Annotated in this window: 2 protein-coding genes; both read left to right on the top strand. The window is 73.7% G+C overall.

Annotated elements, in window-relative coordinates; all coding sequences use genetic code 11:
* Positions 1–3: 3 nt before the first annotated feature.
* Complete coding sequence (locus GTY67_RS34950; RefSeq protein ID WP_237502617.1) at positions 4–5,067, top strand: type I polyketide synthase; 5,064 nt, start codon at positions 4–6, stop codon at positions 5,065–5,067.
* 51 nt (positions 5,068–5,118) lie between these two features.
* On the top strand, positions 5,119–16,125 hold the full coding sequence (locus tag GTY67_RS14770; RefSeq protein WP_161279003.1) for a type I polyketide synthase: 11,007 nt from the start codon (positions 5,119–5,121) through the stop codon (positions 16,123–16,125).
* Positions 16,126–16,128 lie beyond the last annotated feature (3 nt).

The raw sequence follows: 16,128 nt of genomic DNA, 5'->3' as shown, positions 1-16,128 counted from the left end.
GGGATGAAGATGGCGGCGACCCAGGACAAGCTCCGCGACTACCTCCAGCGCGCCACCGCGGACCTGCGCCAGGTCAAGCGGCGCCTGCGGGAGGCCGAGGCCCGCGAGCACGAACCGATCGCGATCACCGGCATGAGCTGCCGCTACCCCGGCGGGATCACCTCCCCCGCCGGGCTGTGGGACCTCGTGGCGCGCGGCGGCGACGGCATCAGCGGCTTCCCCGAGAACCGGGGCTGGGACACCGTGGGGCTCTACGACCCGGAGCCCGCGACCCCCGGCAGGACGTACGCCCGCGAAGGCGGCTTCCTGCACGAGGCGGACCAGTTCGACGCCGGCTTCTTCCGGATCAGCCCGAAGGAGGCGCGCGAGACCGACCCGCAGCAGCGGCTCCTGCTGGAGACGTCCTGGGAGGCGCTGGAGTACGCGGGCATCGACCCGCTCTCCCTCAAGGGCAGCCTCACCGGGGTCTTCGCCGGGGTCGTCTACCACGACTACGCGGCCGACGGCGGCACCGGCGGACTCGGCAGCGTCGCCTCCGGCCGGGTCGCCTACACGCTGGGGCTCCAGGGGCCGGCCATCACCGTCGACACCGCCTGCTCGTCGTCGCTCGTCGCCCTCGACTGGGCGGTCAAGGCCCTGCGCGCGGGCGAGTGCACGCTCGCCCTGGCCGGCGGTGTGACGGTCATGGCGACCCCCACGTCCTTCGTCGGCTTCAGCCAGGAGCGCGGCCTCGCCCCCGACGGCCGCTGCAAGTCCTTCGCCGCCGCCGCCGACGGCACCGGCTGGGGCGAGGGCGCCGGGATGCTCGTCGTCGAACGGCTCGCGGACGCCCGGCGCAACGGCCACCCGGTGCTCGCCGTGATCCGGGGCAGCGCCGTCAACTCGGACGGCGCGAGCAACGGGCTCACCGCGCCCAACGGCCCCGCCCAGCAGCGGCTCATCCGGCAGGCGCTGGCCGCCGCACAGCTCACCGCCGACCAGGTCGACGCCGTGGAGGCGCACGGCACCGGCACCACTCTCGGCGACCCGATCGAGGCGCAGGCCCTGCTCGCCACGTACGGCCAGGACCGGCCCGCCGACCGGCCGCTGTACCTGGGTTCCCTCAAGTCCAACATCGGGCACGCGCAGGCGGCGGCGGGTGTCGGCGGTGTCATCAAGATGGTGCAGGCACTGCGCCACGACACGCTCCCGCAGACCCTGCACGTGGACGAGCCGACCCCTGCCGTGGACTGGTCGACGGGCCATATAGCCCTGCTGACCGAGCCGGTCGCCTGGCCCCCCGGGGACCGGCCGCGCCGCGCCGCCGTATCCGCCTTCGGCCTCAGCGGCACCAACGCGCACGTGATCATCGAGGAGGCGCCCCCGGCCCCGGAAGCCGGTACGGAGGCCGGGACCGCGCCCGAGGCGTCGCGGGTGGCCTCGCGCCTCACCCCGCTGCCGCTGTCGGCGAAGACACCGGACGCCCTGCGCGCCCAGGCCGCCCGGCTGCTGGCCCATGTCACCGAGGCCGAGACCACCGGGAACGCCACCACCCCCGACGACATCCGCGACCTCGGCCACTCCCTCGCCACCACACGCGCCGCCCTCGACCACCGCGCCGTCCTGCTCGCCGCCGACCGCGACGAACTCCTGCGCGGGCTCACCGCCCTCGCCGACGGCGACGACACCGCGACCCCCTCACGGTCGTGCGCCGAGCCGCCCGGTGCGACGGCGTTCTTGTTCTCGGGTCAGGGTGCGCAGCGGTTGGGGATGGGGCGTGAGTTGTACGGGGCGTTCCCGGTGTTCGCGGAGGCTTTTGACGCGGTGGTGGCCGAGGTGGATGGGCACTTGGGTCGTTCGTTGCGGGATGTGGTGTGGGGTGCGGACGGGGATGCGTTGAACCGTACGGGGGTGGCGCAGCCGGCGTTGTTCGCGGTGGAGGTGGCGCTGTTCCGTTTGGTGGAGTCGTGGGGTGTACGGCCGGACTTCCTGGCGGGTCATTCGGTGGGGGAGATAGCCGCCGCGCACGTGGCGGGGGTGTTCTCCCTGTCGGATGCGGCTCAACTGGTCGTGGCGCGTGGTCGGTTGATGGAGGCGCTGCCGGAGGGTGGCGCGATGGTGGCGGTGCAGGCCTCGGAGGAGGAGGTCGTGCCGTGGCTGGTGCCGGGTGTGTCGGTGGCTGCGGTGAACGGGCCTTCGGCGGTGGTGGTTTCGGGTGCCGGGGACGCGGTGGGTGAGGTGGTGGGTCGCTTCAGGGAGCTGGGTCGTAAGACGACGGCGCTGCGGGTCTCCCACGCCTTCCACTCGCCCCTCATGGACCCCGTGCTGGACGACTTCGACGCCGTCGCTCGCGGCATCACGTACCAGGAACCCCGGCTGCCCCTCGTGTCGACCGTGACCGGCCGCCTCGTCGAAGCGGCCGAACTCACCTCCCCTGCCTACTGGGTGCGCCAGGTCAGGGAGCCGGTCCGGTTCCGTGACAGCGTACGGACGTTGTACGCGCAGGGCGCCCGCGCCTTTGTCGAGATCGGCCCCGATGCCGCGCTGGCCCCGATGGCCGCCGCCTGCCTGGAGGAGGCGGCCGACACGGTGGTCGCCCCCACGCAGCGCCGCGGACGCGACGAGGAACGCACCCTCGTAGCCGCCGTAGGCCTGGCCTTCGCCCGGGGAACCGCCGTCGACTGGACCGCGTTCTTCGCCGGGCGGGGTGCCCGCCGGGTGGCGCTGCCCACCTACGCGTTCCAGCGCCGGGGCTACTGGACGGAGAGCGTCAGGCCCGCGGCGGCCGGTGACGCCCTCGCCGACCCGGCGGGCACCGCCTTCTGGGACGCCGTCGACCAGCAGCAGGTCTCCCGGCTCGCGGACACGCTCGCCGTGGAGGAGACCGCCCTCGGCGCGGTCCTCCCGGCCATGGCCCGCTGGCGCAGGCAGCACCAGGAGCGGACCACTCTGGACTCCTGGCGCTACCGCATCACCTGGCAGCCCGTAGCGGTCGCCGAGCCCGCCACGTCCGTCGCGCCCGCTACGCCCGCCCAGCCCGCCACGCCTGCCGCGTCCGCCACGCTCGCAGCGCCCACCAAGCCCGCAGCGCCCGTCACGCCTGCCGCGTCCGCCGAGCCCCCCACGCTCACGCCCGCCGCGCCCGCCCGCACCGGCCCCTGGCTCGTCGTGGTCCCCGCAGGCCTGGCCGGTACGGGCCCCGTCCCCGCGATCCTCCCCGCGATCCTCGCCGGGCTCCCCGCGCGCGGAGCGGCCGTCGAGGTCCTGGAGGTGGCCCCCGGAGACGACCGGGCCCGGCTCACCGCCCTGCTGGCCGCCCGCCGCGACCGCCTCGGTGCCGCACCCGGCGCGGCCGGGGTCCTCTCCCTGCTCGCCCTCGACGAGGAATCCGACCCCGCCCTGCCCCCGCTGTCCCGGGGCATGACGGCCACCGTCGCCCTCGTCCAGGCCCTCGGGGACGCGGACATCGCCGCCCGCCTGTGGTGCGTGACCAGCGGCGCCGTCTCCACCGGCGAGACGTCGGAGCCGACCGCCCTGGCGCAGGCCCCCCTCTGGGGGCTCGCCGGGAGTCTCGCCCTCGACCACCCCGACACCTGGGGCGGCGTCGCCGACCTGCCCGCCGAGCCCGACGCGACCGCCGTCGACCGGCTGTGCACCGTGCTGACGGCGGCGCCCGGCGAGGATGCCGTCGCCGTCCGGCCCTCCGGTGTCCTCGCCCGCCGCCTGGTCCGGGCGCCCCTCGGCGACCGCGCAGCGCGCCGCGCCTGGGCGCCCCGGGGCACCGCCCTGGTCACCGGCGGCACCGGCGGCCTCGGCGCCCATGTGGCGCGGATGCTCGCCGCCGACGGCATCGACCACCTCCTCCTGCTCAGCCGCAGCGGTGCGGCCGCACCCGGCGCCGCCGCCTTGGCCGCCGAACTGGAGGCCGCCGGAACCCGTGTCACCCTTGCCGCCTGCGACATCACCGACCGGTCCGCGCTGAGCGCCGTCCTCGACGCCGTACCGGCCGAACTGCCGCTGACCACCGTCGTCCACGCGGCGGGAGCCATGCAGCGCATCGCGCCCCTCGCCGACCTCGGTGCGGAGGAGTTCGCCGGTGTCGCCCACGCCAAGGTCACCGGCGCCGAGCTCCTCGACGAACTGACCGCCGATCTGCCGCTGGAGGCCTTCGTCCTGTTCTCGTCGGGAGCCGCCGTCTGGGGCAGCGCGGGCCAGGGCGCCTACGCGGCGGCCAACGCCCACCTGGACGCCCTCGCCCACCGGCGGCGCGCCCAGGGCCGTACCGCCACCTCCATCGCCTGGAGCTCCTGGCAGGGCGGCATGGTCGACGCCGGACTCAGCGCCATGATGGACCGTATCGGCGCGCCCGCCATGGCCCCCGCGCTCGCCATCGGCGCCCTGCGCCAGGCCCTGGAGCACGAGGACGGCCACCTCGTCGTCGCCGACTTCGACTGGGCGCGGTTCGCCCCCACGTACACCCTCGCCCGCCCCCGGCCGTTGCTGGACGCCCTGCCGGAGGTACGTGACCTCCTCGCCGAGGGCCCGGACGACGAGGCGTCCGCCGGGGCGGAACTGCTGGCGCGGCTGGCGGACCTGGGCACCGCCGAACGCGGCCGGGCGCTCCTCGACCTCGTACGCGGCCGGGTCGCCGGCCTCCTCGGCTACGACAGCCCGTCCGAACTCGATCCCCAACGCGCCTTTGAGGAGCTGGGGTTCGACTCGGTCTCCGCCGTCGAACTCCGCAGGGTGCTCGCGGCGGCGACCGGCGCCCAGCTGCCGGCGACGCTCGTCTTCGACCACGCGACCCCCGCCGCGGTCGCCGCCCATCTGCACACCCTGCTCCTCCCGGACGGCGACGGTGCGAAGGCCCCCCTGCTCGTGGAACTCGACCGGTTCGAGGAACTGGTCGCCTCCCTCGGCGTCGAGGAGGTGCGCGGCAGTCACCTCACCTCCCGCCTCCAGACCCTGCTGGACAAGCTGACGGCGCTCCAGAGCGGTGGAGCACTGGACGACGGGCGCGATGCCCTCGACGTCGCATCCGCCGACGACGTCCTCGCCTTCATAGACAACGAACTCGGCCTTGCCTGACCCGGGCGACACCCCCCGGCAGCTGACCCAAAGGACTCGGTGAGACCCGACATGGCGAACGACGAGAAGATCCTCGACTACCTGAAGAAGGTCGTTGCCGAGCTGCGCCAGACCCGGCGCCGCCTGACCGACGTCGAGGCGCAGGCGCAGGAGCCCATCGCCATCGTGGCCATGGGCTGCCGCTACCCCGGTGATGTGACCACGCCCGAGGAGCTGTGGCAGCTCGTCGCCGAGGGCCGCGACGCAGTCTCCGGCATGCCGGAGGACCGCGGCTGGGACCTCGACCAGCTCATGGCGGGGGACGAGGGCCCGGGCAGCAGCTATGTCCACCAGGGCGGATTCCTGCACGGCGCGGGCGACTTCGACCCCGGCTTCTTCGGGCTGAGCCCCCTGGAGGCGGAGGCGACCGACCCGCAGCAGCGCCTCACCCTGGAGGTCGCCTGGGAGGCGTTCGAACGGGCCGGGATCTCCCCCGAGTCCCTGCGCGGCGGCCAGGTCGGCGTCTACATGGGGTCCGGCATCCAGGATTACGGCGACTTCCCCGAAGGCGTCCCGGAGGCCGTCGAGGCCTTCATGGCGACCTCCCGCGCCTCCTCCGTGATCTCCGGCCGCGTCTCGTACACCTTCGGCTTCGAGGGCCCCTCGTTCACCGTCGACACCGCCTGCTCCTCGTCGCTCGTCGCCCTGCACCTCGCCGTCCAGGCCCTGCGTCAGGACGAGTGCTCCCTCGCCCTGGCGGGCGGCGTCATGGTGATGTCGACCCCCGCGCCGTTCGTCGCGTTCAGCAAGCAGCGCGGGCTGGCCCCGGACGGCCGCTGCAAGGCCTTCTCCGACGACGCCGACGGCACCGGCTGGTCCGAGGGCGCCGGTGTCCTCCTGCTGGAGCGCCTGTCCGACGCCCGGCGCAACGGGCACCCGGTGCTGGCCGTCATCCGTGGTTCGGCCATCAACTCGGACGGCGCGAGCAACGGCCTCACCGCGCCCAGCGGCCCCTCCCAGCAGCGCGTCATCCGGCAGGCCCTCGCCAACGCGCGCGTCCCCGGCAGCCACGTCGACGTCGTCGAGGCGCACGGCACCGGCACCACCCTCGGCGACCCGATCGAGGCGCAGGCGCTCCTGGCCACGTACGGCCAGGACCACCCCGCCGACGGCCCGCTGCGCCTCGGCTCGTTCAAGTCGAACATCGGCCACGCGCAGGCCGCCGCCGGTGTCGGCGGCGTCATCAAGATGGTGATGGCGCTGCGCCACGGCCGACTGCCGAAGACCCTGCACGCGGGGCGGCCCTCCAGCCACGTCGACTGGTCGGCGGGCAACGTCGCCCTCCTCACGGAGGCGGAGCCGTGGCCGCTGAGCGACCACCCCCGTACGGCGGCGGTCTCCGCGTTCGGCCTCAGCGGCACCAACGTCCACGTCATCCTCCAAGAGCCGCCCGCCGAGGAGCCTGCTGTCGAGGAGCCTGCTGTCGAGGAGCCGGCAGCCGACGTGACGCCCTCCGATGCCGTGCCCGCCGACGCCGAGCCCTCGGAGGCCGTCCCGGTCCTGCGGAGGCCCGGTGCGCCCTCCCCGATCACCCCGTTCGTGGTGTCCGGGCGCGGCGCCGGGGGTCTGCGCGGCCAGGCGGCCCGCCTCGCCACCTTCCTGCGCGATACCGGGGCCGGGCGGACAGTCCCGGGCGAGGACGCCGCCCCGAGCCGGGAGGGCGCCCCGGCCCTGGACGCCGTGGCGCACGCGCTGATCACCACCCGTACCGCCCTCGAACACCGGGCCGTCGTCCTGACGGGCGGCGACGTCACCGCAGGCGCCGGGGTGAGCGCACGCACCGAGCTGACGGCAGGCGCGGAGCTGACGGCAGGCGCCGAGCTGACCGCAGGCACCGACGGAAGCGGTCCCGACGGGAGTGGCACCGACAGGAGTGGCACCGACGGCGGGAGCGGTCCCGACGGCGGTGGTACGGGGGGTGGTGGCCTCGGCACGCTGCTCGCGGGACTGGACGCGGTCGCCGACGGCACGAAGGCACCGCACGTGGTACGCGGCACGGCGGGGGGCCCGGCCCAGATCGCGTTCGTCTTCCCCGGCCAGGGCTCCCAGTGGGTCGGCATGGCCGTCGAACTCCTCGACGCCTCACCGGTGTTCGCCGCCCGGATGCGGGAGTGTGCCGACGCGCTGGCCCCGTACGTCGAGTGGGACCTCCTGGACGTCCTGCACCAGGCACCCGGGGCGGCCTCGCTGTACGAGGTGGACGTCGTCCAGCCCGTGCTGTGGGCGGTCATGGTGTCGCTCGCCGCACTGTGGAGGGCCTTCGGCGTGGAGCCCGCGGCCGTCGTCGGCCACTCCCAGGGCGAGATCGCGGCCGCCTGCGTCGCCGGGGCGCTCTCCCTGGAGGACGGCGCCCGCGTCGTCGCACTCCGCAGCCGTGTCATCCGCCATGACCTGGCGGGACGCGGCGGCATGATGTCCGTCGCGCTGCCGTCGGCCGAGGCCTCGGAGCTGCTGCTGCGCTGGGAGGGCAGGCTCCAGCTCGCGGTCGTCAACAGCCCCACGTCGACGGTGGTCTGCGGTGAGGTCTCCGCACTCGACGAGCTCTACGCGCACCTGGAGGCGGAGGGCGTCCAGGTCCGCCGGATACCGGTGGACTACGCCTCGCACTCGCTGTTCGTGGAGGAGATCCGCGACCGCCTCCTGGCCGAACTCGGCCCCATCACGCCCCGTAGATCCGGCATCACCTTCTACTCCACCGTCACCGGCGGCCCCCTGGACTCCTCGCGACTCGACGCCGACTACTGGTACCGCAACCTCCGCCAGACGGTGCGCTTCGAGGAGACCACCCGCGCTCTCCTCGACGACGGCTTCACCCTCTTCGTCGAGGCCAGCCCGCACCCCGGCCTGGTCGTCGGCCTCGGCGAGACGGTGGCCGACGCGGGAGTGACCGCCGCCGCCGTGGGCTCGCTGCGCCGCCGCCAGGGCGGCATGGGCCGCTTCGCGACCTCGCTCGCCGAGGCGTACGTGCACGGCGCGCCCGTCGACTGGCAGCCCTTCCTCGCCGCCGACCCCCAACCCCGGGTGGAGCTGCCGACGTACGCCTTCCAGCGCGAGCGCTACTGGGTGAGCGCCCCCACCGGCACCGGCGACGTCCTGGCGGCGGGCCTGGAGCCCGCCGACCACCCGCTGCTCGGCGCGGTCGTCTCGGCGCCCGACGCCGACACCCTCACCCTGACCGGCCGCCTCTCCCTGGCCACCCACCCCTGGCTGGGGGACCACCGGGTCGGCGGCACGGTCTACTTCCCCGGCACCGGGCACGTCGAACTCGCCGTCCGCGCGGGTGACCAGGTGGGCTGCCACCGCATCGACGAACTGGCCCTGGAAGCACCGCTGATCGTCCCCGAGCGGGGCGGCGTCGCGGTCCGCGTCACCGTCGGCGCCGCAAAGGGCGGCGGCACCCGCACCTTCACCGTCCACGCACGCGGTGAGGACGCCGACCAGCCGTGGACCCGGCACGCCACCGGCGTCCTGCGCCCGGGCACCCCGGCGCCCGGCACGCTGCCGGGCGGCCCCTTCGACGCCACGCAGTGGCCGCCGCCCAGCGCGCTCCCCGTGGACCTGGACGGCTTCTACGACGCCACCGCCACGGCCGGCCTCGCCTACGGCCCCGCCTTCCGCGGCCTCACCGCCGCCTGGCGCCAGGGCAACGACGTGTACGCCGACGTCACCCTGCCCCCCGGCACGGACGCCACCGGCTTCCAGCTCCACCCCGCGCTGTTCGATGCGGCGTTGCATGGGGTGGGGTTGAGCGGTGTGGTGGGTGAGGGGGCGGCGTTGCCGTTCGCTTGGTCGGGTGTGTCGGTGGTGGCGTCGGGTGCGTCGAGTGTCCGGGTGCGGGTGTCGGCGCGTGGTGACGGTGTGGTGTCGGTGGTGCTGGCGGATGCGGTGGGCGCGCCGGTCGCGTGGGCCGAGTCGCTGGTGCTGCGACCGTTGGCGGAGTCCGGGCGCGCTGCGCTGGAGTCGGAGGCGTCGCGCGCGTTGTTCGCGGTGGAGTGGTCACCGGTGGAGCCCGTTCCGGTGGATGGGGCCGGGGTTGGGGTTTCCGGTGGTGTGGTGGCGTGGCGGGATGGGTTGGTGGCTGGTGAGGTGCCGGCCGGTGGGGTGGTGGTTGTTGATTGTGTGACGGACCCGGGTGCGGATTTGGATGCGGGTGTGGTGCGGGGTGCGGTGTCGCGGGTGCTGGGTGTGGTGCAGGCCTGGCTCGGCGGGGAGGAGTTCGCGGAGACGCGTTTGGTGGTACGGACGCGGGGTTCGGTGGTGGTGCCGGGGGACGGGGGTGGTGTGGATGTGGTCGGTGCCGCGGTGTGGGGTCTGGTGCGGTCGGTTCAGTCGGAGCATCCGGGTCGTGTGGTGCTGGTCGATGGTGAGCTGGGCGACGTAGCTGGTGCGGTTGCGGTGGGCGAGTCCCAGGTGGCGGTGCGCGCGGGGCGGGTGTGGGTGCCGCGTCTGGTACGGGCTGCGGCCGGTGAACGCGTTGGTAGCGACGGGTTCGATCCGGCGGGCACGGTCGAGTCGGCCCAGGGTGATGGGTCCGACTCGGCGGGCACGGTTGCGCAGGCCGGGGATGGCCGGTTCGATCCGGCGGGCACGGTGCTGCTGGTCGGTGGTACGGGCACGTTGGGTGCTGTGTTCGCCCGGCACCTGGTGGCTGAACGGGGTGTACGTCGCCTGGTGTTGACGAGCCGCCGGGGCGCAGAGGCTGCCGGTGCGCGGGAGTTGGCGGCGGATCTGTCGGCGTTGGGTGCCGAGGTGGTGGTCGCGGCGTGTGATGCGGCGGATCGGGCTGCGTTGGCGGGGGTGTTGGGGGCGATCCCGGCGGATCGTCCGTTGGTGGGTGTGGTGCATCTGGCGGGTGTGCTGGATGACGGTGTGGTGGAGTCGTTGACGCCGGAGCGGGTGGCGGCGGTGCTGCGGCCGAAGGTCGACGCGGCCGTCAACCTGCACGAGCTGACCCGCGATCTGAACCTCACCGACTTCATCCTCTTCTCCTCCGTCGCCGGCGTATTCGGCAACCCGGGCCAGGCCAACTACGCGGCGGCCAACGCCTTCCTGGACGCCCTCGCCGTGCGACGCCGCGCCGAGGGCCTCCCCGCCCAGTCGCTCGCCTGGGGTTTCTGGGACGAGGCCAGCGGCATGACCGGCAAGCTCACCGGCGCCGAACGCACCCGCATCGTGTCGCAGGGCGGCGTCTTCCCCATCACCTCCGAGGTGGGTACGGCACTCTTCGACGCCGCCCGCCGCACCCCGTACCCGCAGGTGCTTCCCGTACAACTCGACCTGGCCGCCCTGCGTGCCCAGGGGGACCGCGCACGCGAGCTGTTCCGGACGCTCGTCCCCGTCGTCACCCGCCGTAAGGCCAACGCCGCCGCCGAGGCGGGCGCGCTCCAGGACCGGCTGGCGCGCCTCACGAAGCCCGAGCGGGAGGCGTTCCTGCTCCACCTCGTCCTGGAGCAGGCCGCGGGCACCCTCGGGTTCAGCTCCGTGGCGGCCATCGAGCCGGAACGCGCCTTCAAGGACCTCGGCTTCGACTCGCTGCGGGCCGTGGAGTTCCGCAACGGTGTCGCCGAGGCCACCGGGCTCCGGCTGCCCGCCACGGTCGTCTTCGACTACCCCAGCCCCGTGAGCCTCGCCCGCCACCTCCTGGGTGAGATGGCGGGACCGGGCGAACCGGCCTCCGCACCGGTGGTCGCCGGACCCCCGTCCGGCGGCGGCGCGGACGAGCCGATCGCCATCGTGGCCATGGCCTGCCGCTTCCCCGGCGGCATCGACTCCCCGGAGGCGCTGTGGCGTGCCGTCGCCGACGGCGCCGACGTCATCGGGGACTTCCCCGCCGACCGTGGCTGGGACCTGCGCAAGATCTACGACCCGGAGGGCACGCGCCCCGACACCAGCTACGTCGCCCGGGGCGGCTTCCTGGACGACGCCGCCGGATTCGACCCGAACTTCTTCGGCATCAGCCCCAACGAGGCGCTCATCATGGACCCGCAGCAGCGCCTGCTGCTGGAGACGTCCTGGGAGGCGTTCGAGCGGGCGGGCATCGACCCGCTCTCCCTCAAGGAGAGCAGGACCGGTGTCTTCGCCGGGATGATGTACCACGACTACGCGCACAACGCGAGCACCGGCGGCATCGCCTCGGGCCGCATCTCGTACGTGCTCGGCCTCGAGGGCCCGTCGATGACGGTGGACACGGCCTGCTCGTCGTCCCTGGTCTCGCTGCACCTCGCGGCGCAGGCCCTGCGGTCGGGCGAGTGCTCGCTGGCGCTGGCCGGTGGCGTCGCCGTGATGTCGGAGCCCGAGGTCTTCGTGGAGTTCAGCCGGCAGCGCGGGCTGGCACGCGACGGCCGGTGCAAGTCGTTCGCGGGTGCTGCGGATGGCGCGGCCTGGTCCGAGGGTGTCGGTGTCCTGCTGGTGGAGCGCCTGTCGGACGCCCGGAGGAACGGCCACCCGGTCCTCGCGATCGTCCGGGGCAGCGCGGTCAACCAGGACGGTGCGAGCAACGGCCTCACGGCGCCGAACGGCCCGTCGCAACAGCGCGTCATCCGGGCCGCGTTGGCGAACGCGGAACTCGACAGCACGGACGTCGACATGGTGGAGGCGCACGGCACGGGGACCCGTCTGGGCGACCCGATCGAGGCGCAGGCACTGCTCGCGACGTACGGCCAACAACGCCTCGACGCCGACCCGTTGTGGCTGGGATCGCTGAAGTCGAACCTCGGCCACGCCCAGGCCGCCGCCGGTGTCGGCGGTGTGATCAAGGCGGTGGAGGCGATGCGGCACGGTGTGATGCCGAGGACGCTGCATGTGGATGAGCCGACGCCGCAGGTGGACTGGGCTGCGGGGGCGGTTGAGCTGCTGACGGAGGCTCGGGTGTGGCCGGAGCGTGGTCGTCCTCGTCGGGTGGGGGTGTCGTCGTTCGGTCTGAGCGGGACGAACGCGCACGTGATTGTGGAGCAGGCGCCGGAACCGGCTGAGCTGGCTGAGCCGGTGGCGGATCTGCCGGTGGTGCCGGTGGTGTTGTCGGCGCGGGGTGACGTTGCGCTGTCGGCGCAGGTGGAGCGGTTGTTGGCGCTGGTGGAGGGGCGTGCGGATCTGTCGGTGCTGGATGTGGGGTTCTCGTCGGTGGTGTCGCGTGCGGTGTTGGAGCACCGTGCGGTGGTGACGGCGGGGGACCGTACGGAGCTGGTGGCGGGTCTGCGGGCGTTGGTGGAGGGCGGGGTGTCGGCGGGCGCGGTGCGTGGTGTGTCGCGTGCGTCGGGCCGTACGGCGTTCTTGTTTACGGGTCAGGGTGCGCAGCGGCTCGGTATGGGCCGTGAGTTGTATGCGGCGTTCCCGGTGTTCGCGGAGGCGTTCGATGCGGTGCTCGCCGAGGTGGACGTCTACTTGGGCCGTTCGCTGCGGGACATCATCTGGGGCACGGACGAGGATGCGTTGAACCGTACGGGGGTGGCGCAGCCGGCGTTGTTCGCGGTGGAGGTGGCCCTGTTCCGGCTGGTGGAGTCGTGGGGCGTACGGCCGGATTTCCTGGCCGGGCACTCGGTGGGCGAGGTCGCCGCAGCCCACGTGGCGGGGGTGCTCTCTCTGCCGGACGCGGCTCAACTAGTCGTGGCGCGTGGTCGGTTGATGGAGGCGTTGCCGGAGGGTGGCGCGATGGTGGCGGTGGAGGCGACGGAGGCGGAGGTCGTCCCGCTGCTGTCGGATTCGGTGAGCATCGCTGCGGTGAACGGCCCGCGTTCCGTGGTGGTTTCGGGTGCTGAGGACGCGGTGGCGAGGGTCGCGGACGCGTTCATCGCGCAGGGGCGGAAGTCGTCGCGGCTGCGGGTGTCGCATGCGTTCCACTCGCCTTTGATGGAGCCGATGTTGGCGGAGTTCTCGGCGGTGGCCGAGTCGTTGACGTACGGGGAACCGTCGTTGCCGTTGGTGTCGGGTGTCTCGGGCGAGGTGTCGCCGGAGGTGGCGACGCCCGGGTACTGGGTACGGCACGTCCGGGAGGCGGTCCGGTTCGCGGACTGCGTGACGTACCTGGAGGGCCAGGGCGTCCTCTCGTACGTGGAGATCGGCCCGGACGGTGTGCTGAGCGGGATGGCGCAGCAGTCCGTGGCGTCCGAGTCGGCGGTGCTGGTGCCGCTGGTCCGCAAGGGACGGGCTGAGGTCACGACGGCGGTGGGGGCGCTCGCCCGGCTCCACGTCAGTGGCGTACGAGTGGACTGGGCCGCGTACTACACGGGCACGGGTGCTCGGAGGGTCGACCTGCCGACGTACGCCTTCCAGCACCAGCGCTACTGGATCGTCGGTGACCAGGACGGCGGCGACCCGGAGTCGATCGGTCTGGAGTCCGCCGGCCACCCGCTGCTGAGCGCGGTCGTGACCTCGCCCGACTCGGACGGCGTGGTGCTGACGGGCCGCCTCGCGCCCACGGCGCAGCCGTGGCTCACGGACCACAAGGTCGGTGGCGCGGTCCTCTTCCCCGGCACAGGCTTTGTGGAACTCGCCCTCCGCGCCGCCGAGGAGGTCGGCGCCACGGCGATCGAGGAACTCACCCTGGAAGCACCCCTGGTGCTCCCCGACAGCGGGGGCGTCGCCCTCCAGGTCGTGGTCGGCGCATCCGATGGATCCGGCCGCCGCCCGGCGACGGTCTACTCGCGCGATGAGGACGCCGACCAGCCGTGGACCCGGCACGCCACCGGTGTGCTCGTGGACGCCGCGCCGGACACCGGCCCGGCGCCCCTGGGTGAGGGCGCCTGGCCGCCCGCCGGAGCGGAGGAACTGGACCTCGCGGGGTTCTACGACGGCATGGCGGATGCCGGACTGGAGTACGGCCCGGCGTTCCGCGGGCTGCGCGCGGCCTGGCGGTCCGACGGCGACGTCTACGCGGAGGTCGGCCTCCCCGAGGGAACGGAGCCCGGCGCGTTCGCCCTGCATCCCGCGCTGTTCGATGCGGCGTTGCATGGGGTGGGGTTGAGCGGTGTGGTGGGTGAGGGGGCGGCGTTGCCGTTCGCTTGGTCGGGTGTGTCGGTGGTGGCGTCGGGTGCGTCGAGTGTCCGGGTGCGGGTGTCGGCGCGTGGTGACGGTGTGGTGTCGGTGGTGCTGGCGGATGCGGTGGGCGCGCCGGTCGCGTCGGTCGAGTCGCTGGTGCTGCGGCCGCTCGGGGAAGTCGGGCGTGCTGCTGGTACGTCGAAGGCGTTGTTCGCGGTGGAGTGGTCACCGGTCGAACCGGCCCTGGCTGGGGTTGGGGTTTCCGGTGGTGTGGTGGCGTGGCGGGATGGGTTGGTGGCTGGTGAGGTGCCGGCCGGTGGGGTGGTGGTTGTTGATTGTGTGACGGATCCGGGTGCGGGTCTGGATGCGGGTGTGGTGCGTGCTGCGGTGTCGCGGGTGCTGGGTGTGGTGCAGGCCTGGCTCGGCGGGGAGGAGTTCGCGGAGACGCGTTTGGTGGTACGGACGCGGGGTGCCGTGGTGGTGCCGGGTGGGTCCGGTGGTGTGGATGTGGTCGGTGCCGCGGTGTGGGGTCTGGTGCGGTCGGTTCAGTCGGAGCACCCGGGCCGTGTGGTGCTGGTCGATGGTGAGCTGGGCGACGTAGCTGGTGCGGTTGCGGTGGGCGAGTCCCAGGTGGCGGTGCGTGGGGGGCGGGTGTGGGTGCCGCGTCTGGTCCGGGCTGCGGCCGGTGAACACGTCGGTAGCGACGGGTTCGATCCGGCAGGCACGGTGCTGCTGGCCGGTGGTACGGGCACTTTGGGCGCCGTGTTCGCTCGCCACCTGGTGACTGAACGAGGCGTACGTCGGCTTCTGTTGACGAGCCGCCGGGGCGCAGAGGCTGCCGGTGCGCGGGAGTTGGCGGCGGAGCTGAGGGCGTTGGGTGCCGAGGTGGTCGTTACGGCGTGTGATGCGGCGGACCGGGCTGCGTTGGCGGGGGTGTTGGGGGCGATCCCGGCGGATCGTCCGTTGGTGGGTGTGGTGCATCTGGCGGGCGTGCTGGATGACGGTGTGGTGGAGTCGTTGACGCCGGAGCGGGTGGCGGCGGTGCTGCGGCCGAAGGTCGACGCGGCTCTCAACCTGCACGAGCTGACCCGCGATCTGAACCTCACCGACTTCATCCTCTTCTCGTCGGCAGCCGGTGTGCTCGGCAACCCGGGCCAGGCGAACTACGCGGCGGCCAACGCCTTCCTGGACGCCCTCGCCGTGCGACGCCGCGCCGAAGGTCTGCCCTCGCGGTCACTCGCCTGGGGCCCCTGGGCCGACGGGGGGATGGCGGACGGGCTGGACCCGACCCACGTACGCCGCATGAACCGCACCGGCATCGACGCCCTGTCTGTGGCGGAAGGCACGCGCCTCTTCGACGCCGCGGAGACCGTCGACGCGGCCGCGCTCGTCGCGATGCGACTCGACCTCACCGGGGCCGGTGCCCCGAGCGCGGCGGAGCTGCCCCCGCTGCTCCAGGGGCTGGCGCGGGGCAGGTCCCGTACCCGCCGGCCGGCCGACGCCGCCTCCGGGGCCGCGTCGTTCCGCGACCGGCTGGCCGCTCTGCCGGACGAGGCACGCGGGAAGCAGGTACTCGACCTCGTACGGGCGCACGCCGCCGCCATCCTCGGCTACGCGGGCCCGGCGGCCGTCGAGCCGGACCGCGCGTTCAAGGACCTCGGCTTCGACTCGCTGGCCGCCGTCGAGTTCCGCAACGGCCTCGCCGAGGCCACCGGTCTGCGCCCCCCGGCCACGCTGATCTTCGACTACCCGAACTCCAGCACGCTCGCGGAGTTCCTCGCCGGAGAGCTCCGCCCCGCCGCGGAGGCCGCCGGGGGAGCCGAGGGCGAGGAGAGGATCCGCCGGATCCTCCAGGGCATCCCCCTGAGCCGCCTCAAGGACGCGGGGCTCATGGACGTGCTCTTCGAGCTTGCGGACGCCCGTGAGGAACAGCCGGAACCGCAGAAACCCGATGACGACCACTCGATCGACGAGATGGACCCGGAGAGCCTGATCAGCCTGGCGCTCGAAGGTTCCGGCCTGGACGACGCAACGCAGGGAATGTGAGAG

The organism is Streptomyces sp. SID8374 (assembly GCF_009865135.1).
Taxonomy (GTDB): Bacteria; Actinomycetota; Actinomycetes; order Streptomycetales; family Streptomycetaceae; genus Streptomyces.
Note: the sequence above shows the minus strand (reverse complement) of the source record. Positions and strands in the feature narration are given on the sequence as shown.

What these genes read in the sequence shown, in the direction of transcription:
- GTY67_RS34950 (WP_237502617.1), top strand. Translation starts at nt 4, where the DNA reads ATGAAGATGGCGGCGACCCAGGACAAGCTCCGCGACTACCTCCAGCGC.
- GTY67_RS14770 (WP_161279003.1), top strand. Translation starts at nt 5,119, where the DNA reads ATGGCGAACGACGAGAAGATCCTCGACTACCTGAAGAAGGTCGTTGCC.